Annotated in this window: 23 protein-coding genes and 1 tRNA gene; 10 read left to right on the top strand and 14 right to left on the bottom strand. The window is 72.4% G+C overall.

Going from position 1 to position 20765, the window contains the following annotated elements:
* Position 1 precedes the first annotated feature (1 nt).
* On the bottom strand, positions 2-622 hold the full coding sequence (locus IF651_RS07280) for a DUF47 family protein (protein ID WP_191828423.1): 621 nt from the start codon (positions 620-622) through the stop codon (positions 2-4).
* 351 nt (positions 623-973) lie between these two features.
* Positions 974-1573, bottom strand: a complete 600-nt coding sequence (locus IF651_RS07275; protein WP_191828494.1) for a hypothetical protein — start codon at positions 1571-1573, stop codon at positions 974-976.
* A 209-nt stretch (positions 1574-1782) separates the two neighbouring features.
* On the opposite strand from IF651_RS07275, the gene IF651_RS07270 reads away from it, so the two are divergent.
* From IF651_RS07270 to IF651_RS07250, 5 genes are all read left to right on the top strand, one after another.
* A complete protein-coding gene (locus tag IF651_RS07270) occupies positions 1783-3231 on the top strand; it encodes a sugar porter family MFS transporter (RefSeq protein WP_191828422.1) in 1449 nt (482 codons plus the stop codon).
* A gap of 101 nt (positions 3232-3332) precedes the next feature.
* On the top strand, positions 3333-3875 hold the full coding sequence (locus IF651_RS07265; RefSeq protein WP_338403819.1) for a MarR family winged helix-turn-helix transcriptional regulator: 543 nt from the start codon (positions 3333-3335) through the stop codon (positions 3873-3875).
* Positions 3872-5617: an MFS transporter gene (locus tag IF651_RS07260; protein ID WP_206715209.1), complete on the top strand. Its 1746-nt coding sequence runs from the start codon at positions 3872-3874 to the stop codon at positions 5615-5617. The genes IF651_RS07265 and IF651_RS07260 overlap by 4 nt, the downstream gene beginning before the upstream one ends.
* Positions 5618-5784: 167 nt before the next feature.
* Positions 5785-6276, top strand: coding sequence for a MarR family winged helix-turn-helix transcriptional regulator (locus tag IF651_RS07255; RefSeq protein WP_338403818.1), 492 nt, complete (start codon positions 5785-5787; stop codon positions 6274-6276).
* A gap of 12 nt (positions 6277-6288) precedes the next feature.
* Positions 6289-6726, top strand: coding sequence for a DUF2809 domain-containing protein (locus tag IF651_RS07250; RefSeq protein WP_191828420.1), 438 nt, complete (start codon positions 6289-6291; stop codon positions 6724-6726).
* Here IF651_RS07250 and msrB read toward each other — a convergent pair.
* Both msrB and IF651_RS07240 read right to left on the bottom strand, forming a co-directional pair.
* A complete protein-coding gene (gene msrB, locus IF651_RS07245) occupies positions 6698-7123 on the bottom strand; it encodes a peptide-methionine (R)-S-oxide reductase MsrB (protein ID WP_191828419.1) in 426 nt (141 codons plus the stop codon). The two genes, IF651_RS07250 and msrB, sit on opposite strands and share 29 nt — an antisense overlap.
* A gap of 197 nt (positions 7124-7320) precedes the next feature.
* Complete coding sequence (locus IF651_RS07240) at positions 7321-8838, bottom strand: DEAD/DEAH box helicase (RefSeq protein ID WP_191828418.1); 1518 nt, start codon at positions 8836-8838, stop codon at positions 7321-7323.
* A 332-nt stretch (positions 8839-9170) separates the two neighbouring features.
* Between IF651_RS07240 and IF651_RS07235 the strand changes: the two genes are divergently transcribed.
* Positions 9171-9923 carry a M50 family metallopeptidase gene (locus IF651_RS07235; RefSeq protein WP_338403817.1) on the top strand — a complete coding sequence of 251 codons (753 nt, stop codon included), beginning with the start codon at positions 9171-9173 and terminating at the stop codon, positions 9921-9923.
* Positions 9924-10057: 134 nt separating this feature from the next.
* On the opposite strand, the gene IF651_RS07230 is transcribed toward IF651_RS07235, so the two are convergent.
* Positions 10058-10339, bottom strand: a complete 282-nt coding sequence (locus tag IF651_RS07230) for an iron-sulfur cluster biosynthesis family protein (protein WP_191828416.1) — start codon at positions 10337-10339, stop codon at positions 10058-10060.
* Between the two features lie 247 nt (positions 10340-10586).
* Here IF651_RS07230 and IF651_RS07225 point away from each other — a divergent pair.
* Positions 10587-10659: transfer RNA gene (locus IF651_RS07225), tRNA-Lys, on the top strand.
* Positions 10660-10724: 65 nt separating this feature from the next.
* Here IF651_RS07225 and IF651_RS07220 read toward each other — a convergent pair.
* The 4 genes from IF651_RS07220 to IF651_RS07205 all read right to left on the bottom strand — a co-directional run bounded on the left by IF651_RS07220 (position 10725) and on the right by IF651_RS07205 (position 13445).
* On the bottom strand, positions 10725-10898 hold the full coding sequence (locus tag IF651_RS07220) for a hypothetical protein (protein WP_191828415.1): 174 nt from the start codon (positions 10896-10898) through the stop codon (positions 10725-10727).
* Between the two features lie 106 nt (positions 10899-11004).
* Complete coding sequence (locus IF651_RS07215) at positions 11005-11409, bottom strand: PIN domain-containing protein (protein ID WP_191828414.1); 405 nt, start codon at positions 11407-11409, stop codon at positions 11005-11007.
* 22 nt (positions 11410-11431) lie between these two features.
* Positions 11432-11659: a three-helix bundle dimerization domain-containing protein gene (locus IF651_RS07210; protein ID WP_191828413.1), complete on the bottom strand. Its 228-nt coding sequence runs from the start codon at positions 11657-11659 to the stop codon at positions 11432-11434.
* A 148-nt stretch (positions 11660-11807) separates the two neighbouring features.
* A complete protein-coding gene (locus tag IF651_RS07205; protein ID WP_191828412.1) occupies positions 11808-13445 on the bottom strand; it encodes a glycoside hydrolase family 64 protein in 1638 nt (545 codons plus the stop codon).
* Between the two features lie 212 nt (positions 13446-13657).
* Between IF651_RS07205 and rlmC the strand changes: the two genes are divergently transcribed.
* The gene (gene rlmC / locus IF651_RS07200; protein ID WP_191828411.1) at positions 13658-14803 is read left to right on the top strand and encodes a 23S rRNA (uracil(747)-C(5))-methyltransferase RlmC; all 1146 of its coding nucleotides are present in this window, start codon (positions 13658-13660) and stop codon (positions 14801-14803) included.
* A 69-nt stretch (positions 14804-14872) separates the two neighbouring features.
* Here rlmC and IF651_RS07195 read toward each other — a convergent pair whose 3' ends face one another.
* Positions 14873-15499, bottom strand: a complete 627-nt coding sequence (locus IF651_RS07195; protein ID WP_191828410.1) for a DinB family protein — start codon at positions 15497-15499, stop codon at positions 14873-14875.
* Positions 15500-15547: 48 nt separating this feature from the next.
* Here IF651_RS07195 and IF651_RS07190 point away from each other — a divergent pair, with 48 nt between their 5' ends.
* Positions 15548-16156: a pyridoxamine 5'-phosphate oxidase family protein gene (locus IF651_RS07190; protein ID WP_191828409.1), complete on the top strand. Its 609-nt coding sequence runs from the start codon at positions 15548-15550 to the stop codon at positions 16154-16156.
* A gap of 86 nt (positions 16157-16242) precedes the next feature.
* Here IF651_RS07190 and IF651_RS07185 read toward each other — a convergent pair whose 3' ends face one another.
* The 4 genes from IF651_RS07185 to IF651_RS07170 are packed head-to-tail and all read right to left on the bottom strand — an operon-like array spanning position 16243 to position 19699.
* Positions 16243-16839 carry an ASCH domain-containing protein gene (locus IF651_RS07185; protein ID WP_191828408.1) on the bottom strand — a complete coding sequence of 199 codons (597 nt, stop codon included), beginning with the start codon at positions 16837-16839 and terminating at the stop codon, positions 16243-16245.
* 36 nt (positions 16840-16875) lie between these two features.
* Positions 16876-17460 (bottom strand): hypothetical protein, encoded by a 585-nt coding sequence (locus IF651_RS07180; protein WP_191828407.1) that lies wholly within the window; start codon positions 17458-17460, stop codon positions 16876-16878.
* 47 nt (positions 17461-17507) lie between these two features.
* Positions 17508-19154: a methyltransferase domain-containing protein gene (locus IF651_RS07175; protein WP_191828406.1), complete on the bottom strand. Its 1647-nt coding sequence runs from the start codon at positions 19152-19154 to the stop codon at positions 17508-17510.
* 56 nt (positions 19155-19210) lie between these two features.
* Entirely contained in the window at positions 19211-19699 is a 489-nt protein-coding gene (locus IF651_RS07170) for a hypothetical protein (protein WP_191828405.1), read from the bottom strand.
* 78 nt (positions 19700-19777) lie between these two features.
* Between IF651_RS07170 and IF651_RS07165 the strand changes: the two genes are divergently transcribed.
* On the top strand, positions 19778-20746 hold the full coding sequence (locus IF651_RS07165; RefSeq protein WP_191828404.1) for a 1-phosphofructokinase family hexose kinase: 969 nt from the start codon (positions 19778-19780) through the stop codon (positions 20744-20746).
* Positions 20747-20765: the final 19 nt, after the last annotated feature.

Below are 20765 nucleotides of genomic sequence, written 5' to 3'. Positions count from 1 at the left end.
CTCAGGACTCCTTGAGCGCGATCGTCTCGACCGTGTTCGCGACCTTCTCGAAGGCGTCGGCCGCCTCCTCGAGGATCTCGATGATCTCCTTGAGCTTCATGAGGAGGATCGGGTCGGCGACGTTGTCGAACAGCTCGGCGAGGAGCTTGCGGTGCAGCTTGTCCGCCTGGTTCTCGAGGCGGTTCACCTCGACCCAGTACTCGGGGAGGTCGTCCATCGAGCGCAGGCGCGGCATGGCCTCCGCGGTGAGCTCGGACGCGCGCTGCAGCACCTGCACCTGCTCGGACACACGGGCGGGCAGCTCCTCGACCTTGTACAGGACGATGAGGTCCGCCGCCTCCTCCATGAAGTCCATGCAGTCGTCGAGCGCGGACGCGAGCGCGTAGATGTCGTCGCGGTCGAACGGCGTGACGAACGTCTGGTTGAGGCGGCGCATGATCGTGTGCGTCGCGTCGTCCGCCAGGTGCTCCGCCTCGCTGAGCTGCTTGGCGAGCGCCTTGCGGGCCGGTCGGTCGGCTCCGAGCAGCTCCGCCAGGAGCGACGAACCGGTGACGAGGTGCTGGGCCAGGGCGGCGAGGAGATCGAAGAAGGATGTGTCGCGCGGGGTCATGCGCAGGCGCACGGGAGGCTCCGGAGGTGGGGCGGGAACGGTGTCATCGCGAATCGCTGGTCGGTCTCGATGAGTCTCGGGCGGCGGCCCGTCGACACCCTCTGGTTGAACGCGCGACGAACTCTCGTCAAATGTAGCGGACCGATGCCCCTGCTCCGGCATCGGCCGCTGTGCCGTCGCTGTGCGTCTCGTACGGGGTGGTGACGCCGGGCCGGGAGCGCCTCTCGGCGCGTGGCCGCTCGTAGCGGCTGGAAGTGGAGCCCGGGGCTACCGCGGCCCGGCGTCGTCACCCATGCTACGTGCCCGAGCCCGCGTGGCGCCGCCCGGACGTGGCCTGTTCGCGCTCGGCGAGACCGGCGGCGCTCAGTCCAGCCGGTCCGTGCGCCACAGCACCGCGGCGTGCTCGAGCTCCTCCGCCGTGCGCAGCAACGACGACGCCCCGCGGGTCATCCGCAGCGCGCCGTCGGGGTCGGCGACCTCGCGCGAGTCCGCGTCGAACGCCGCGCCGGTCGCCAGGATGCGGCAGAACGACGCCGCACGCTCCAGGGCGACCGCGAGGTCGCCCGCGAAGACCCCGGACAGCACGGAGTCCGCCAGCGCGCGCAGGTCGGCCGGCTCGGGCGGTCGCACGACACCGGCGATCGCCTCGTGCACGGGCGCGGCGTCCACGCCGAGCCGGTAGCGCAGCGTCACGGTCTGCGGGTCGCGTCGCACCCACTCGCGCAGCACGTAGAGCCGCCACAGCGCGCCGGGGAGGGTCGCGGGCGCCGCGTCGGACCACAGGGCCGCGACGACGTCGAGGCCCTCGCTCTCGACCAGGCGCACGAGCCGTCCGACGACCTCGGGATCCTCGGTGGCACGTGCCCGGTGGACGATCGCGTGCGCCGTGGTGTGCGCGACCTCGTCGCGCAGCGCGGGGTCGAGCTCTCCGGGCAGCTCGTCCGCGTCGTGCGGGTCGAGCATGGCCGGGCGGCGCGGTGGCGCCGTCCGGTCGGACCTCCCCGGGTCGGGTCGGCCGTGGGGCGGAGGTGCGGCGTCGGGCATCGACCCAGTCTGCACCCGTCGCGGTGGGCACGGGCCTGCGGCCCCCATTCGTCGGGCAGCGCCGGACGCACCGTCCTACAGTGGCGAAACGGGTGACCACGACCCCCACGTGACGGACCGGAGGAACCATGACCAGCAACGACGCAGGACGGTCGGTGACCGCGCGCAGCGCGCACCGCAAGGCGATAGCCCTCGCGGTCGCCGCGGCGGTCGGCGGGTTCCTCTTCGGGTTCGACAGCTCCGTCATCAACGGGGCCGTCGAGGCCATCGAGGGCCAGTTCGACCTGAGCTCGGGCGTGACCGGTCTCGTCGTCGCCGTCGCGCTGCTGGGTTGCGCGCTCGGGGCCTGGTCCGGGGGCAAGCTCGCCGACCGCTGGGGCCGCACGCGCGTGATGGTGTTCGGAGGCGTGCTCTTCTTCGTCTCCTCGATCCTGTCCGCGATCGCGTGGTCCGCGATCGACCTGTCGATCTGGCGCTTCATGGCCGGCGTCGGCATCGGCATCGCCTCGGTGATCGCTCCCGCATACATCGCGGAGATCGCGCCCGCCGCCCTGCGCGGGCGACTGGGCTCGCTGCAGCAGCTCGCGATCACGGTCGGTATCTTCGCCGCGCTCCTGTCCGACCAGCTGCTCGCCGAGGCCGCCGGTGGCGCGGCCAACGAGCTGTGGTTCGGCTGGGAGGCCTGGCGGTGGATGTTCCTCGTGGCCGTCGTCCCTGCAGCCGTGTACTCGATCCTGGCGCTGCGGATCCCCGAGTCGCCGCGCTATCTCGTCGCCAAGAACCAGGACGACGACGCGCGCGCGGTCCTGTCGTCGGTGCTCGGCCCGGACGAGGACGTCGAGGAGCGTGTCCGCGAGATCCACCGGTCCATCGCCATCGACGAGAAGAACGCCGAGGAGGGCACGCTCAAGGGACCGCGGTTCGGGCTCAAGCCGATCGTCTGGGTCGGCATCCTGCTCTCGGTGTTCCAGCAGTTCGTCGGGATCAACGCGATCTTCTACTACTCGACGAGCCTGTGGCAGTCCGTCGGCTTCGACGAGAGCCAGTCGTTCCTGTTCTCCACGATCACCGCCGTGACCAACGTCGCGGTCACGTTCATCGCGATCGCCCTGGTCGACAAGGTCGGGCGCCGCCCGCTGCTGCTCATCGGCTCCGTGGGGATGACGATCACCCTCGGGATCATGTCCCTCGCGTTCACCCAGTCGAGCGGGAGCGGCGACGACATCACGCTGCCCGGCGCGTGGGGGCCGATCGCGCTCGTGGCGGCGAACCTGTTCGTCGTGTTCTTCGGCGCGACGTGGGGGCCGCTCGTCTGGGTGCTGCTCGGTGAGATGTTCCCCAACCGGATCCGCGCCGCAGCGCTCGGCGTGGCCGCGATGGCGCAGTGGCTCGCCAACTTCGCGATCACGATCAGCTTCCCCCCGCTGCTCGACACGTTCGGCGCCTCCGTCCCGTACCTGATGTTCGCCGTCTTCGCGGCGCTCTCGTTCTTCTTCGTCCTCGGGAAGGTCCCCGAGACGAAGGGCGTCGAGCTCGAGGACATGGGCAACCAGCCCGTCCGTCCGTCTGCCGGGTGACGGGACGGGCGGCGCTGCCCACGATGACGTAGATCACCTCCACATGGTTGCTGCAAGCAATTGATAGGCGTACGCTTGCCTTCAGCAACCAAGGAGTTCCCGTGTCCGTCACCCCCCTCGTCGCGAGCGAGACCTCGCTCGCCCGCACGACGAGCCCGTCCGTCTCCGCACTGATCAGCGCTCTCGACGACCTCGCGCGCGTCCAGCGCGAGAGCGCGGCCCGCATCGCCCGCGACCTCGACCTTCCCCGCGCCGCGCTCGGCATGCTCCGCATGCTCGACCGCTGCGGGTCCGTCCAGGTGAGCGACATCGCCGCGATGCTGCGCGTCGACCTGTCGGTCGCGAGCCGTCAGGTCAGCCACCTGGTCGACGACGGCCTGGCCCGCCGCACGGTGGACGACGACGACCGGCGCGCGCGCACCGTCGAGCTCACCGAGGCCGGCCGCCATGTCATGCGACGGTCCGACGAGATCGTCCACCGCATCAGCTCCGAGCTGTTCGCGAGCTGGACCGACGACGAGATCGACGAGGCCACGCAGCAGGTGACGCGAGTCACCGCGGCCGTCGCCGACGGCCTCACCACGCCCACCACACCTCTCGCCCCCGCCGACCCGGCGACCTCGAAGGAGCACCACACCGCATGACCAGCACCGCATCAGCGCAGACCGCCGGCGCGGCCCAGCCGACCGGACCGGACCGGGCCACGGCCCCCGCACCCGCCATGACCCGCCGCGAGACCCTGGAGTCCCTCTCGGGGATCCTGCTCGGCATGTTCGTGGCGATCCTCGCGAGCTCCATCGTCTCGAGCTCGCTCCCCAAGATCATCAGCGACCTGGACGGGTCCCAGTCGTCGTACACCTGGGTCGTCACCGCGACGCTGCTCGCCATGACGATCTCCACCCCGATCTGGGGCAAGCTCGCCGACCTGACCAACCGCAAGGTCCTCATCCAGATCGCGCTCGTGGTCGCCGTCGTGTCCTCGGCACTCGCCGGCCTCTCCCAGAACGTCGGCACCCTCATCACCTTCCGTGCCTTCCAGGGCCTCGGCGCCGGTGGTCTGATGGCCCTGGCGACCGTGCTCGTCGCCGACATCATCTCCCCGCGCGAGCGCGGCAAGTTCATGGGCCTCATGGGCGGGATCATGGCGGTCAGCCAGATCGGCGGGCCGCTGCTCGGCGGCGTGCTCACCGACACGGTGAGCTGGCGGCTGAACTTCTTCGTCGGCCTGCCCTTCGCGCTCGCCGCGATCGTCGTCCTGCAGCGCACGCTGCACCTGCCCAAGGTCGCGCGCCGCGTCGTGAAGATCGACTACTGGGGCGCGGGCCTCATCAGCGCCGGCGTGGCGACCCTCCTGCTCTGGGTGACGTTCGCCGGGAACAACTTCGAGTGGCTCTCCTGGCAGACCTTCGTCATGGTCGGTGGCGCCCTCGCCGCGCTCGTCGCGGCCGTGCTGGTCGAGCGGGTCACTCCCGAGCCGATCATCCCGCTGGGCCTGTTCAAGAACCGCACCTTCGTCCTCGCGGTCGTCGCGAGCGTCGCGGTGGGCGTCGCGATGTTCGGCACCGCCGTGTTCCTGAGCCAGTACATGCAGGTCGCACGGGGCAAGACCCCCACCGAGTCCGGTCTCCTCACGATCCCCATGATCATCGGGACGTTCGTCGCCTCGATGCTGTTCGGCCAGCTCATCACGCGGTTCGGTCGCTACAAGGCGATCATGGTCTCCGGGGCCGTGCTGCTCACGGTCTCGCTGTTCGCCCTGTCGACGATCGACTACCACACGAGCTTCGTCCTCATCAGCCTGTTCCTGTTCGGCCTCGGCAGCTCGATGGGCATGCTCATGCAGAACCTCGTCCTCGCGGTGCAGAACACGCTGGACGTGTCCGAGATGGGGTCGGGCACCTCGACGGTCGCGTTCTTCCGCACGCTCGGTGGCGCCATCGGCGTGTCGGTGCTGGGTGCCGTGCTGGCCAGCTCCGTCTCGACGTCGATCCAGTCCGGGCTCACCAGGCTGGGCGTCCCGGCCGAGTCGATGGGCGGCGCGAGCGCTGTCCCCGACGTGTCGACCCTGCCGGGCCCGATCCGCGACCTGGTCGAGAAGTCCTACGGCGACGGGATCGCAGAGATCTTCCTCGTGGCGGTGCCGCTGGCGCTCGTCGCGCTCGTCGCGGTGTCCTTCCTCAAGGAGATCCCCCTCGGCACCAAGACCGGCCTCCAGGAGCGTCTCGAGCGGGAGGCCGCGACCGACGGCATCCCGGACGACGCACCGGTCGACGAGTCCGAGGGCCGCATCACGCTGCGCGAGGAGACGGAGTCGACCCTCGCGGACGCCTACGCGATGGGTGGGGTCGTCGACGACGAGCCGGTGCAGGACCGACCGGCGCGCTGACCCTCGTCCACCAGCCCGCGGGGCGGGTCCGGCATCCGCCCGGACCCGCCCCGCGGTGCGTCCGGACCTGTGCCGGCACGCGGCGACACCGTCCGGCAGCGTGCCCGACGGGTGGATTCTGCCCCGGATGGTGGCCCCGAGAGGTCCTTCACGTCAGAATGGGGCCTGTGCCCCCCGAGACGCCCGCCGCAGACGCCGCAGACTCCCCCGCCCCGGACGACGCGTACGTCGAGCTGGAACGCGAGCTGCGGACGCTGCTGCGCCGCGCCGGCGCCGTCGCCGGCGCGATGGCACGCCGGATCCATCCCGACCTCGATGCCAGCGCCTACCCGCTACTCGCCCACATCGCGGACCAGCCCGGGATCCGCGGGTCCGAGCTCGCGGCACACTTCGGCGTCGGGCGGGCGACGATCTCGCGTCAGCTCAGCCGCCTCTTCGATCTCGGCCTCGTCGCACGCGACGTCGACCCCGAGGACTCCCGCGGGCAGCTCATCACCCTCACGCCCGACGGGAGGACCCGCCTGCACGCGGCGCACACCGGCCGGGTCGCGTCGATCACCGAGGCGCTGTCCCGGTGGCAGCCCGACGACGTCGCGACCCTCGCGGGCCTGCTGCACCGCTACTCCGACGACGTGGTCCGCTGGAACGCTTCCCGGTGAGCCGGTGACCCGGTGACCCGGCGACGACGCCGCGGCGTCGTCGCGGGCTGCCTCGTGCTGGTCGTGGTGGCCGGTGTCGTCACCACGACACAGGTCGCGGGCGCGACGGGGGACGTCCTCGGTGACGTCCTGTACGCGGTCGCGGTCTACACGCTCCTGGTCCTGCTCGTGCCCCGCCTGCGTGTCGCGGCGGCGGGCGGTCTCGCCCTCAGCTGGTGCTGGGCGGTCGAGGGCCTGCAGGCCACGGGCGTCGCGAGCGCCGTGAACGACGCGGTCCCGCCCGCGGCCTGGCTGCTGGGCAGCACGTTCGCGGTGCGGGACCTCGCCTGCTATGCGGTCGGCGTCGCGCTGACGGCGGGCACCGACCTTGTCGTCGGGCGGGCGGCCGCACGCCGCCCGGGGCGGCGCGCGACCCCCGTGGCTACTCCGCCGCCTCGAACGTCAGGCTGACCGAGTTCATGCAGAACCGGTCGCCCGTCGGGGTCTGCGGGGCGTCGTCGAACACGTGCCCCAGGTGCGAGCCGCACCGGGCGCAGCGCACCTCGGTGCGCACCATCCCGAGGCTCGCGTCCGTCAGGAGCTCGACACGGTCGCCCGCGAGCGGGCTGAAGAAGCTCGGCCACCCGCAGTGGGAGTCGAACTTGGTGTCCGATCGGAACAGCTCGTTGCCGCACGCGCGACACCGGTAGACGCCGGTGCGCTTCTCGTCGAGCAGCTCACCGGTCCACGCGCGCTCGGTGCCGGCCTGACGCAGGACCGCGTACTCCTGGGGCGACAGCTCGCTGCGCCACTCGTCGTCGGTCCGCGCGACCTCGTAGTGCTGGTTGTCGTGGGTCTTGTCGGTCATGATCCACCTCCGACCATCCCAACCGCGCGCACGCGGTCGATGTTCCAGGACGGACGACCGTGGGCCGCGGGCCCGGCCGCTGCCCCGCCCGGGCGCGGCCCCCCCCCCCGGTGGCGCGCACAGAGCACCGCCCGGGGCCGGGGCCGGGCGGGGGGCGCGCCGGGGCCGCCCCCCACGACAGGGGTTCGTCGATCTGCTCAGCGCGAGGACGACGAGGTCGAGTAGACCGTGCCGCCCGCGGGGCGCTGCGCGCGACCGCTGCCGCCGCGGCGACGGCCCGATCCGCCCTGACCGCCGCCGGACGCGCCGGCACCGGACTGGCCGCCGCGCGGCTGCCCGCCACGGGACTGGCCTCCGCTCCCCTGGCCGCCAGAACGACCGGACCCGCCGGAGGAACGCTGCGCCGTCGTGCGCTGCCCGGAGCCCTGGGGCTGGCCGCCGCCCGAGCCGGTGCCGCGACCGCGACGCGAGGCGCGCGAGCCGCCGTTGGTGGACGTCGTGCCACGCTTCGCCTGGGTCTGCGGCGGCGTGATGTCGGCCGGTCGGACATAGGGCGCGACGTCGCCGACGAGTCCCGCCATCGTCGAGTCACCGGGCGCGACCTGCTTCGGCTGCGCCGTGATCTTCGCCTTGCGGGTCAGGTCGCGGACGTCACCGCGCTGCTCGGGGAGCATGACCGTCACGACGACGCCCTCCGAGCCTGCGCGGGCCGTTCGACCCGAGCGGTGCAGGTACGCCTTGTGCTCGGCCGGCGGGTCGACGTGCACGACGAGCTCGATGTCGTCCACGTGGATCCCGCGCGCCGCGATGTCGGTGGCGACGAGGACCTTCACGGAGCCCGACGAGAACGCCTCGAGGTTGCGCTCGCGCGCTCCCTGGCCGAGGTTGCCGTGCAGGTCGACCGCGGGGACGCCGGAGGCCGTGAGCTGCTTCGCGAGCTTCTTGGCCTGGTGCTTGGTGCGCATGAACAGCACGCGGCGGCCGGTGCCCGACGCGAGGGCGTGCACGATCTCCTTCTTCATCTCCGCGTCGCGCACGGCGAGGATGTGGTGCGTCATCTGCGGGGGCGCTGCCGCGGCGTCGTCCACCGAGTGGCGCACCGGGTTGCTCAGGTAACGCTTGACGAGCTGGTCCACGCCGTTGTCGAGCGTCGCGGAGAACAGCATGCGCTGACCCTTCTTCGGGGTCTTGTCCATGATGCGCTTGACGCCGGGGAGGAACCCGAGGTCGGCCATGTGGTCGGCCTCGTCCAGGACGGTGATCTCGATGCCGTCGAGCGTCAGCACGCGCTGGTTGAGCAGGTCCTCGAGGCGACCGGGGCACGCGATGACGATGTCCACGCCGCCGTTGAGCGCGGAGACCTGGCGCGACTGCGCGACGCCGCCGAAGATCGTCGTCGTCACCAGGCCCAGGGCCTTCGCGACGGGCTCCATCGTGGCGGCGATCTGGTTGGCGAGCTCACGCGTGGGGCACAGCACGAGCGCGCGGGGTCGGCGCGGGTGGCGCGACGTCTTCGCCTCGGCGAGCCGGGCGACGGTCGGCAGCGAAAACGCGAGCGTCTTGCCGGAACCCGTACGACCGCGACCGAGGACGTCGCGACCCTTCATCGAGTCGGGCAGCGTCGCGGTCTGGATGGGGAACGGGGAGTCGATGCCCTGGCGCGAGAGCTCTCGCACGACAGGGGTGGGCAGGCCGAAGTCGGCAAAGGAAGTCACAGGAAGAAAGGCCTCTCGAAGGCTGGAGTCGGGGTCCGCCGCACGCAATCCGGGGGGATCTCCACGACGCTGGGCGCGCAGTCACGCTGCCCTACCGACCCAGTGTCTCACGCCGACCGCCGTCCCCACGTCCGACGTGTCGAGCATCACCCCTACCCCCCTACCCCCCTATCCCCTCCGCCCCCGCCCCCACCCCGCCCCCCATCCCGTCGAACACGACATGGGGGTCGTCTTCAGGCACGAGACGACCCCCATGGTGTGTTCGACGACGCGTGGCGGCGTTGTCGGCCTGTGGCACCTGGTCGGCAGAGGGCTGTGGTGGAATGTCGCGCGTGGAACCCGAGACGGACGCGAGCGTGTGGACCGGCGTGACGGACGTCGTCGGGCAGGTCTGGGACGCCGCGACGACGTCCGTCGCTCCCCCGGAGCCGGCCGTGGTGCTCGCCATGGGGGCGGTCGCATCGTCGATCGTGCTCGTGACGCCCGTCTGGCACGTCGCCCGGCACGTCGTGACGATCGCCCACGAGGGCGCGCACGCGCTCGCCGCGCTGCTCACCGGGCGGCAGCTGTCCGGGATCCGCCTGCACTCCGACACGTCCGGGCTGACCGTCTCCGCGGGCCGTCCCCGCGGGTTCGGCATGATCCTCACGGCATTCATGGGCTACGTCGGCCCCGGTCTGGTCGGGCTCGGCGCCGCGGCGCTGCTGCGGCAGGGCTACGCCGTCGGCCTGCTGTGGCTGCTCGTCCTGCTGCTCGGGCTCGTGCTGCTGCAGATCCGCAACTGGTTCGGCCTGTGGTCCGTGCTCGTCAGCGGCGCGGCACTCGTCGGCGTGTCCTGGTGGGCACCGCCGGACGTGCAGAGCGCGGTCGCGTACGCGGTGACCTGGTTCTTGCTGCTCGGTGCCGTGCGGCCCGTGCTGGAGCTGCAGGTGCAGCGCTCGCGCGGGCTCGGCTCGTCGTCGGACGCCGACATCCTCGCGCGGCTCACGCACCTGCCCGGTCTGCTCTGGGTCGGCGTCTTCCTCGTCGTCACGCTCGGGGCGGCAGCCCTGGGCGCCTGGTGGATCGTCGGACCGGCGACCTGAGCCCGCCGCGCGTCCGGCACGGCTGCGGACGCACGACGACGGGCCGCCCCGCAGGACGGCCCGTCGTGAGATCCGAGGACGCACCGTGAGAGGCGGCGCGTCGTTCGACCGGCGGCGTGCGCGGTCGGGAGACCTCAGCCCTGCGGCGTGAGCACGAAGGACGGTCCCTGCGCGTTGGGGTCGGTGTCGAGCGTGAGGTCGGTGAGGGTCTGCACCGTGGTGGACTCCACGAAGACCTTCGCCTCGCCGTTCTCGACGACGGCGTCCTCGGGCTGAGGTGCGGGGACGAGCGCGAGCTCGAAGCTGCCGGCCTGATCCGTGGACTCGGCGATCCGCAGACCGCCTCCCTCGGGGACACCGGCCTGCGTGGCAAGATCCTGGACAGCGGTACGGGCGTTGTCGGTCAAGGTAAGCACGAGAGCTCCTCTCGTAGCCGGGTGGGGCCGTGCGGGACACGTCCCCTCGGTCCCTACCAACCAAGCAAGGTCGAGACGCGCATGCAAGCGCATGGGGCCCGTCTCAACGAAGTTCCCACTGGGCAAGACCGAGGACGCGTCCCGGCGGTGCACGCGTACCCTGCGCCCGCGACCCCCGCCGTGGCCGGGAACGCCCTGGCGTGAGCACGCGATCGCGTAGCCTGGGCGCCGCGGCGCTCCGCGCTGCGGGCCTCTAGCTCAACTGGCAGAGCTGCGGACTTTTAATCCGTAGGTTCCGGGTTCGAACCCCGGGGGGCCCACCCCCTGCCTGAGAGTGCGGCGCCGTCGGACAGCAGCGCGGTCGTGGCGTCCTCCCGGCGAGTGCTCACAGCCGTGTCACACAACCGACGACGACGAAGGCACCGCCCCAGACGATCAGGCTCATCCCGCAGCCCACCGCCATCCCGTGGGCGCCGGTCGACCGCGAGCGCGCACGGGCGACGCGGCGCGCAGCCGACGTCACCACGCCGCCGAGTGCGAGCAGCAGGCTTCCGATCACCAACCACCACACGGGTTCATGGTCACCCGATCTCCGGGCGCGGGCACCTCGAGCATTCCGACACGGTGCCGACCGCCGTCGACGACCGGCCCCGGTCAGCGGCTCGTCATCCGCCGGCCACCAGCTCCGCGTAGGTCGCGACGCGCACGATCCCGTCCGCCGCTCGCACGAGGTCCTGGTCGTCCGTCACGAGTGCGTCGGCCTGGAGCCGGGCGACCGCGAGATACTCGGCGCCCCGCGGGTCGTCCCAGCCGAGCCCGTCGGCGATCTTCCAGGCGTTCGCCCGCGAGACGCGGTCGCCGAGCAGCCGGACGCGCGTGGTCGTGACCCGGTCCAGCAGCTCCGCGCCCTCCTGCGCGGTCAGCTCGCCCGACCGCACCCCGCGGTAGAGGAGCGACAGCACGTCCGACCGGAGCACATTCGGTCCCACGAGCTGCAGACCCTCCGGCACGACGAACTGGTCCCGTGCGAGCCGGATCGCCACGGGCGCGTCGATCGCGTAGCGCGTCATCGCCCCATCGTGGCCGCGGTGCTCAGTCCTCGCCAGACGGCGCGAGCGGCTCCGGGTCCATGGACGCCCGCAGCGTGTCCATCACCGCGTTCTCGACGAGGACCGGGACGAAGTCGCGCACGTGCGCGTCGCCGAACACCTCGAGCTCGGCGAGCACCTGGGCGCGGACGTCACCGGTGTCCAACCCCGGGAACCGGTCTGCGATGCGCTGCACCACGACCTCGATCTCACGTTCCTCGTCGACTGCCATGCGCGCAGGGTGGCACGCCGTCGTGACCGGGCGCCGAACGCCACGTGAACAGTGGGACCCCGGTTCACGCACGGCCGTGCCCGACGACGCGGCGAGCGGGCGTCGTCGGGCACTACCGTGCGTGTCTCGGCCGGCCGGGATCGGTCGGTCAGACCGTCCACCTCTGCCCGGGGCCCTTCCAGCAGTCCCAGATGATCAGCTTCTGCCCGTCGTGCAGCGGGGCGCCGCCCGCCGCGTCGAGGCACCTGCCCGACTGCGGGTTGCGCAGCTCGTGCGTGCCGGCGTCGTACTGCCACGTCTGCGCACCGGTCCCGTTGCAGTCCCAGAGCTGGACCTTCGTGCCGCCCGCGCTCGACCCGCCGGCCACGTCGAGGCACTTGCCCAGCGCCCTCACGGTGCCGTCGGACGCGCGGGTCCAGCGCTGCGCGGCGTTCCCGCTGCAGCCGACGATCTGGATCTGGTTGCCGTCGGTCGGGTCCGCCCACGGGACGTCCAGGCACATGCCGTTCGTGGCCTGGATCTCCCCCGTCCCGACGAACCCGCCGTCACCGGGGTTCTGGACCTCGCCTCCGCCGTCGCCCACCGGGTTCGCGGAGCCCGAGAAGGGGTCGAGCGAGATGTACGCCGCGGTGGGGTTGCCGTCGTGGACCAGGGACTCCTGGGCGCTCACGTCGTCGAACGCGAACGCGTACGCCTTGCCGTTCGCCATCTGCGCGTGAACCAGCTTGGCGTAGTAGTTGGTCACGGTGTCCTGGTAGAAGCCGGCGCTGCTCTGGTCCGGCTGGGTCGCGTTGGTGAGGAGCGTCGTGCGGTTGAACCCGGCGCACAGCGTGCGGGCGATGGGTCCGACGATCTGGTCGTTCGGCGCGAGCAGGTCCTTGTGGCACCCGAAGATGCTGTCGGCCGACGGCTTGACGAACGACGCCACCTCCGCGCCGGAGTCGTTCGTGAACCGCATCCGGTCACCGACCACGCGGCCGGTGAAGACCACGGACTGGTCGTACCCGAACGGCCTGACCACGAGGTCGCGCGTGCGGTAGTGGTCCCAGACACGGTCGACGTAGCCGTCCATGACGTTCTCGGGGACGAGGCCGACGCCGAGTCCGTGGCTCGGGTTCAGCGCTCGCAGGATGCTGCCGTCCGGAGCGCGCTGGACGAGGTTCCCCCACGCGCCGGGCGTGGCCGCGAGGTCGCTGAAGAACCGGTCGAACCCGTCGCTCTTCAGCATGCCCGTGCTGATGATCGAGCCGTCGGCCTTCTTGAGGCCGACCTGGTACGGCGCGGAGAAGAAGTCGACCTGCGTGCTGTTGATCCACAGGCCGGCGTCGTTGAGCGTGTACTCGGTCCAGCTGAACATCGTGTCGCGGTTCGGGTCGGTCGGGTTCTGCACCGCGGGCTGCACGAGGCGCCCGTCGTTCACCACGCTGAACGAGAGCTTCTTGCCGTAGGAGAAGTAGACGCGTCCCGAGAGCTTCGGGAGCCGGATCGTCTTCTCCTGGCCGGCGCCAGGACCGGGGATGGAGGCGTCCGGTGCGGGCACGGGCTGAGGGCCGGCGTCGGGCCAGGGGTGGAACGCCCCCGACGCGTCGGCGTAGCCCATGTCGCCGTTCTGGAGGTTCTCACCGATCACGTAGACGTACACCGGGCCGCGCCCGGCATCGTTGGTGATGGTCAGAGGGATCGTCGCCGGGACGGCGGCGGCCGACGTGGCGGTCACGGTCACCGCCCCCGTGGCAACGAGGGCGGCGGCACACACCGCGGCCCATGCTCGGACGAGCTTGCGCATCGCTCACTCCTGTTCGGGTCACGTCCTCGGAACCCAAGACACGGTTCGCGTGCCTCGGCAGTCGACTCCGACATCTATGTGGGAGCGCTGCCACGACGGTACCGAAGAGCGCTCTCTGGTGCAAGGGAGCGCTCCCACCGTGACCGGCGGCGCGGACCCGTCCGCTTCTGTCACGATTCGTGACCTCGATCGGTCCCCGTAGACTCGAACGAGTGCAGTGCCACCACTTCGACGCCTGGCGGTGCCGGTCGTGCACGTTGCTGGACCAGCCGTACGGCGTCCAGCTCTCCGACAAGCAGCAGCACTGCGCCGAACTCCTCGCTCCGCTCGCACCGGACGTGCGCTGGCTCGATCCGGTGCCGTCCGCCGAGGCCGGGTTCCGCAACAAGGCCAAGATGGTCGTCACCGGCAGTGCCGACGACCCGGTGCTCGGGATCCTGTCCGAGGACGGCGGCGTCGACCTCACCGACTGCCCGCTCTACCCGGCCGCGTTGCAGGACGCGTTCGCGCCGCTGGCGGCGTTCGTCACCCGCGCCCGCCTCATCCCCTACGACGTCCGCGAGCGCCGGGGTGAGCTCAAGTACGTCCTCGTGACGCTCTCCCCCGAGGACGAGCTCATGACGCGGTTCGTGCTGCGCTCCACCGAGTCGGTCGCGCGGATCCGCAAGCACCTGCCGAGCCTGCTCGCCGAGCTCCCGGCACTGCGGGTGGTCTCCGCGAACATCCACCCCGAGCACAAGGCCGTCGTCGAGGGCGACACGGAGATCCTGCTCACCGAGACCGAGACCCTGCGGATGCGCGTCAACGACGTCGACCTGCACCTGCGGCCGCAGAGCTTCTTCCAGACCAACACCGACGTCGCAGCAACCCTCTACCGCCAGGGCCAGGACTGGGTGCACGACGCGTCGCCCGCCACGGTCTGGGACCTGTACTGCGGCGTGGGCGGGTTCGCGCTGCACGTCGCGGGCGCGGATCGCGACGTCGTCGGGGTCGAGACCAGCGTCGAGGCGGTCGCGAGCGCCCGGCTCAGCGCACGGGACGCCGGGCTGGACCGTACGAGCTTCCTGTCCGACGACGCGACGACGTTCGCGCTCGCGCAGGGCGGCCGGTCGGAGCCGGCCACCGCACGCCCCGACCTCGTGATCGTCAACCCGCCGCGACGCGGCATCGGCGAGACGCTCAGCTCGTGGCTGGAGAGCTCCGGCGCGCGGCACGTCGTCTACTCGAGCTGCAACGCGACGACTCTCGCGCGCGACCTGGCGTGGATGCCGTCGCTGCACCCACGCGAGGCCCGCGTGCTGGACATGTTCCCGCACACCCCCCACTACGAGGTGGCCGTCCTCCTGGAACACGCCTGACCCCCGAGATCGACCCGAGCGCACGAGATCGACCTTCCGTAGGTCGACGTCGCGACGCCCGGGTCGATCTCATGGTGGGGGTGTGGCGGCCGCCTCCCTCGCCGCCGCTTCTACGCGGGCGCGGTAGGACGCCCACTCCGTCGGCGACTGGTTCGGGAGGTTGCCTCGGTCGTCGCCTGCCGCGCCGTCGATCTGCTCGCGGACGATGTCCGCGTGGCCGGCGTGGTGCGCCATCTCGTCGAGCATGTGGACGAGGATCTGGAACAGGGTCACCTCGCGCCGCTCCGGCGACCACCACGGGACCTCGCCGCGCGCGTCGAGGTCGAGCGCGGCGATCGTCTCGTCGGAGTGCTCGCACGAGCGTCGCCACAGCTCGAGGATCTCGGCACGCGACTCCTCCGGTGTCGCCCACATGTCCGCGTTGACCTCCGCGTCCTGCTCGAACCACGGCACAGGCACGTCGTGGGGGCGCCCGAACACCTCGCCGAAGTACCCGATCTGCACGCTCGCGACGTGCTTGAGCAGGCCGAGCAGGTTGGTGCCGGTGCCGGTGAGGGGCCGCCGGACGTCGTACTCGCCCAGCCCGTCGGCCTTGGCGAGCAGGGCCGCACGCTCGCGGTCGAGATAGCGGAGCAGGATCGCCTTGCGCTGGTCCTCGGTGGTCGTCGCGTCGCCGGTCGTCGGGTCGTCGCTCATGCCTCGGACGCTACTCCGGGCAACCGACAGCGGTGCGAGACTCAGGCCATGGCTACCGTCCACGAGAAGATCACCGACCGCATCGCGTCGTTCGTGCTGTCCCAGCCCGTGTTCTTCGTCGGCACGGCACCGCTCGACGCGGACGGGCACGTCAACGTCGCGCCGAAGGGCATGGCCGGGACCTTCGCCGTGCTCGGCCCGCACCGCGTCGCGTATCTCGACTACACAGGGTCCGGCGCGGAGACGCCCGCGCACCTGCGCGAGAACGGCCGCATCGTCGTCATGTTCTGCGCGTTCGACGGTCCGCCGAACATCGTGCGCTTCCACGGCACGGGGCGGTACGTCGAGGCCGGCACGGCGGAGTTCGACGAGCTGCGCACGGCGTTCGCCAAGGAGCAGACGCCCGGGCAGCGCGGCGTCGTCGTCGTGGACGTCACGCGGGTGTCGGACTCGTGCGGGTTCTCCGTGCCGCGCATGCAGCTCGTCGAGGACCGCGACCTGCTGGACCGCTGGGCCGAGCGCAAGTCGCCCGAGCAGCTCGACGACTACCGGGCGCTCAAGAACACCTCGAGCATCGACGGCCTCCCCGCGATCGACACCGCCCGCTCCCCCGCACCTGTCAGCACCACGTACCCCTCTGGGGTCACCCGGCGCTGACGGCTCTGCGCCCGTCTCGGCCTGTCAGCACCACGAACTACCCCAGGGTCACCTCGCGCCGACAACTCCACGCCGGGCATCGGCCCTCAGCGCTCGCCCGACGTCGCGGCCAGGTACGCCTGCCCGCGCGGTGAGATGCGGTACCCGACGTCGAGGCTCTCCGTCAGCCCCAGCTCCTTGAGCCGGCGGACGCGCACCTTGAACGGGTCGCGCTCCATCCCGATCCCGGCGGCGAGCTCGCGCGCGACGACCCCGGGCCGCTCCGCGACCAGCTCGAGGTAGGCACGCGTCCACGGCTCGTCGGCGGCGCGGTCCGTGCGTGCGAGGCGCGCGCGGATCTCCTCGACCGCGGCGGCGTCGAGACGGTCGTCCGCGCGCAGCGCGACACGCGGGTCCTCCCCCGCGAACCGCACGCCGACGCGGTACAGGTCACCCTCGCGGCCGGCACCGCGCGCGAGCACCCGCTCGGGCGAGCCCATCCCGGCGAGGCGGGCGTCGTCGTCGGACACCACGGGCATGCCGTCCCGACCCAGGGGCACCCGCTCCACGGACGTCACCTCGACCACCCCGACCCCCGTGCGCTGCTTCGTCCCCACCCGCACGCGCGGCGTCGTCCAGCGACGGAACGCGAGCGTCACCGTCCCGTCCTGGATCCCCCGCAGCGTCCGCGCGTCGAGAAGCACGTACCGAGCCTACGAGCGGCACCCGAGTCGCGCTGGTCAGCCGACGGCGAGGCGGCGGACCTCGGTCGGCGTCGTCTCGAGGGCCGGCAGCCCGTCCACGGCGCAGGAGTACCCACCGTCGGGCCCGGCGACGAGCACGCCCTGCGGGCCCCCCACCACGTGCGCGGGCCCGTCGGAGGTCCGCAGGAACAGCATCGTCGTGCCGAGCCCGCCGAGCTCCTCGCCGTCCTCCGCCGAGCCCCGGGTGACGGCGACCTCGACCGTCCCTGCCGGCGCAGCGCCGACGAGCACCTCCGTCACCTCGACGGTGTGGACGGTGATCGGTACCCCCTCGTCCGAGGGCGCGACGTCGTCCGCCGACGTCCCCGCCAGCGGGTTCGCCTGCGGGTCGTCGTCGGACCTCCCTTCCGGCAGGGCGACGTCAGGACGCGACGCCACCGACGTCCCCACGACGACCAGGTCGGCCTCGTCGAGCAGCGCCGGGACGTCCTCGTACCACGGGTAGTCGGCGGTGGGCTGCGCACCACCGGCGCACCCGGAGAGCACCAGGCCGAGGAGCACGACGGGCACGACCGGGGCCCGACGCGCGGGACGTGCGACTCGCTCGAGGCGGGCGTGCATGTCCCGTACGTGTCCTGACCGTCGGCCGACTTGCAGGTCCGCGGGGCTCAGCCGAGCTCGGGCCGACGCGCGACCGTGAGCACGTGCGTGTCCGGCCAGTCGACGAGGTCCCCGGTAGCGGCGTCGTGCAGGGACGCGACCGGGGCGAACGCGTGCTGGACGAGCCACTCGTTGCGCCACGCCCCGCTCCCGGGCTCGAGCTCGAAGCCCGTCTCGACGAGCAGCTCCTCCCACCCCGGCCCGGTGAGGTCGCAGAACCGTTCGTGCGACTCCGACAGCCAGTTGTCCACGTAGTCCTTGCGCGTCATGAACTCCATCGCCTCGCGCAGCGTGAGCCGCCAGCGCCCGGTGCCGAGCCGCGCCGGACGGAACGTCGCACCGGACGAGCGTGGGAAGTCGTGCGCGAACTGCGCGAGCCGCGCGTCGGTCGACAACCCGCCGACGTACGCGGCGACGTCCTCGCGCGCGAGGACGCCCAGGTCGGTCCGGGCACCCAGGACGCCGTCGCCTGCGGCCGGGGCGCCGTCGTCGGCCCGCAGCGTGAGCACGACCGCGCGTTCCGGCTCGGCGGGACCGCACACGTCCGAGTTGATCCACACCCCGCCCCGCCGGGTGTGCTCGAGCACCCGGCGGGCGAACGTCGCGACGTCGCGCACGCCGTCGCCGTAGGACGACACCTCGTGCGTGAGCGCGATCGTCAGCGTGGTGTCGACCGAGGAGTCCGGCATGACCGACCGCGCGAGGATGTTCGCCTGCACGAACCACACGTTCGGGTTCGCGAACACGCCCTGCGCCTTCTTGTGCTCCGCCTCGGCGACGAGGTGGCGCGCCACGTCGACGCCGAACAGGTCCGACTCGTGCAGCCGCGGCTCGCGCGCCGCGAGCTCGAGCAGCCCGCCCGTCGCGCACCCGATGTCGACCACGCGGCCCGGTCGGACGTACGGCTCGACCTGCGCCCACTTGCGCGCCGACGCCTCCTCGAACGCCGCGGCGTACGTCCGGTAGTCGCGCGTCGTGGTCAGGTCGCCGTCACCGGAGACGACGGGGTCGGCGAAGATCTCGCGCACCTCGGCCACGATCCCGTACCGCGCGTACAGCTCCGGCACGGCCGGGTGCGCGAGCTCGCGCCACCGCTCGTCCCCCGCGGCGATCATCTCGACGACGTCCCACGGGCGCGCCGGCCCGGCGGCGGTCCGACCGTGCGCGGTCGTCCCGTCGTCCGGACCGTCGGCGACCGTGTCGTCGCCGTCCAGCTCCACGCCCACGACGCGGAACCCCAGCGCGCGGTACGCGTCGATCACCGCGGGGGTCGAGCACGCGACGACGGTGTCGGCCGGGGTCGGCTCGGCACCCGTCGCGGTGGCGACGCTCGTCACGACGAGGGACGCGAAGCGCGGGCTGGGCGCGACGTCGGGCACCGGCACGACGACGCTCGCCAGCCCCTCGCGCACGGCGACGTTCTCGATCAGCGCCTCGCGCCGGTGGCCGGGCACGGGGTTGCGCCGGGTCCCGGCATGGTTGGCCGACGTCACGACCCACACCACCTCGACGTCGGGGACGCACCGCACGCGCCGTCCGTCGAGGTCCCGGACCAGCCCGGCGCGCAGCGCGCGCAGGTAGTCGACCTGGTAGCGCGTGATCAGGTGGTGGCGACCAGGGAGCAGGACGCGGCGGACGAGCTCGGGTGCAGGCACGAGCACACGGTGCCCGCCCGGCGCCCGCGGCGCAAACCCGTCCCGGGAGCCCGCGGTCAGTCGAACGCGTAGCCCTCGTCCTCGCACAGGGCGCGGTAGGCCACGAGCCCCTCGCGCGCGGACGCGACGTCGAGGTCCACGGACTGCTCGGTCCCCGCGTCGAGCGCGGTCTGGAGCTGCAGGAAGGGCACGCGGACCTGGGCGACCGCGTCGTCGAACTCCGCGGGCACCTTCGTGGACAACGACCCGAGCCGGATCCCGACCGTGGTCATCTCGGCCGCGCCGTCCTGGTCGAGGCCCTCGCTGACGCCCACGAGCGCGTCGCCGACGGCCCGCTCGAGCGGCGGGTCTCCCTCGATGTACATCGCGGCGCACGCGTCCTTCGCGGTGAGCGGCTCGTCGGGGTCCGTCGTGCCCGACGCCGTGCCCGACGCCGCGGGGCCCTGCGGCTCGTCGTCGTCCGGGGAGCAGGCGGCGAGCAGCACGACGGACAGCGACGCCGCGAGGGCGGTGGCGACGGCGCGCCGCACGGGGAAGATCTCCATGGACGCCATGAAACCACCCCCTCCTGGGGAACCCGCTCCCGAGCGGTGGAGACGGGCCGCACGCCCTAGCCTCGTCTGATGGCGACGCCACCCGGTCCCACGTCCGCCGAACCCGACGAGCCACGCTCGCCGAGCGTGTGCGTGCTCGCGCTCACGCCGATGCTCACGATCGAGATCGAGCCGGCCGGACCGCACGAGGCGTCCCCCGAGATCCACGTGCACCCGGGCGGCCAGGGCCTGTGGCTCGGCCGCATGGCCTACTCGCTCGGCGCGCACGTGATCGTGTGCGGCCCGTTCGGCGGCGAGACGGGGCAGGTCGCGGCGCACCTCGCGCGCGCGGAGCACCTCGACGTGCGGGCCACGCAGACCGGCGGCAACGGCGGGTGGGTGCACGACCGCCGCAGCGGCGAGCGCACCGAGGTCGTCACGATGGACCCCTACCCGCTGAACCGGCACGAGGTCGACGACCTGTACGGGACGGTGCTCGTCAGCGCGCTGGACGCGGGCGTGACCATCCTCACCGGCTCGGAGACGGCGATCGGGGTGCCTGCGAGCTTCTTCGCCCGCCTCGCGAACGACCTGCACGCGTCCGACCGGACGGTCGTCGCGGACCTCTCCGCCGACCAGGCCCGCGCCGTCGCCGAGGCCCCGGGCGCCGTCCTGAAGATCAGCCACGAAGAGATGGTCGACGGCGGCTTCAGCCCCGACGACTCCGAGCAGTCCCTGCTCGTGGCGGCGCAGGACATGGCGGCGGCGGGCCCGCGCGCCGTCGTCGTCTCCCGGGCGCAGCACCCCTCGCTGCTGGTCACGCGCGAGCACACCTACCGCATCCGCACGCCCCGGGTCACGACCGTGGACCACCGGGGGGCGGGCGACTCGATGACCGCGGGGATCGCCGTCGGGCTGGGTCGCGGCCTCGAGCTGCCCGACGCCGTCCGGCTCGGTGCCGCGGCGGGCGCGCTCAACGTGACGCGCCGAGGGCTCGGCACGGGCCGCCGCGACCAGATCGAACGCTTCGCGCGACGCGTGACCGTGCGCGAGACCTGAACCCGAACGGACCGACCCA

Source organism: Cellulosimicrobium arenosum, from assembly GCF_014837295.1.
GTDB classification, from domain to species: Bacteria; Actinomycetota; Actinomycetes; order Actinomycetales; family Cellulomonadaceae; genus Cellulosimicrobium; species Cellulosimicrobium arenosum.
Note: the sequence above shows the minus strand (reverse complement) of the source record. Positions and strands in the feature narration are given on the sequence as shown.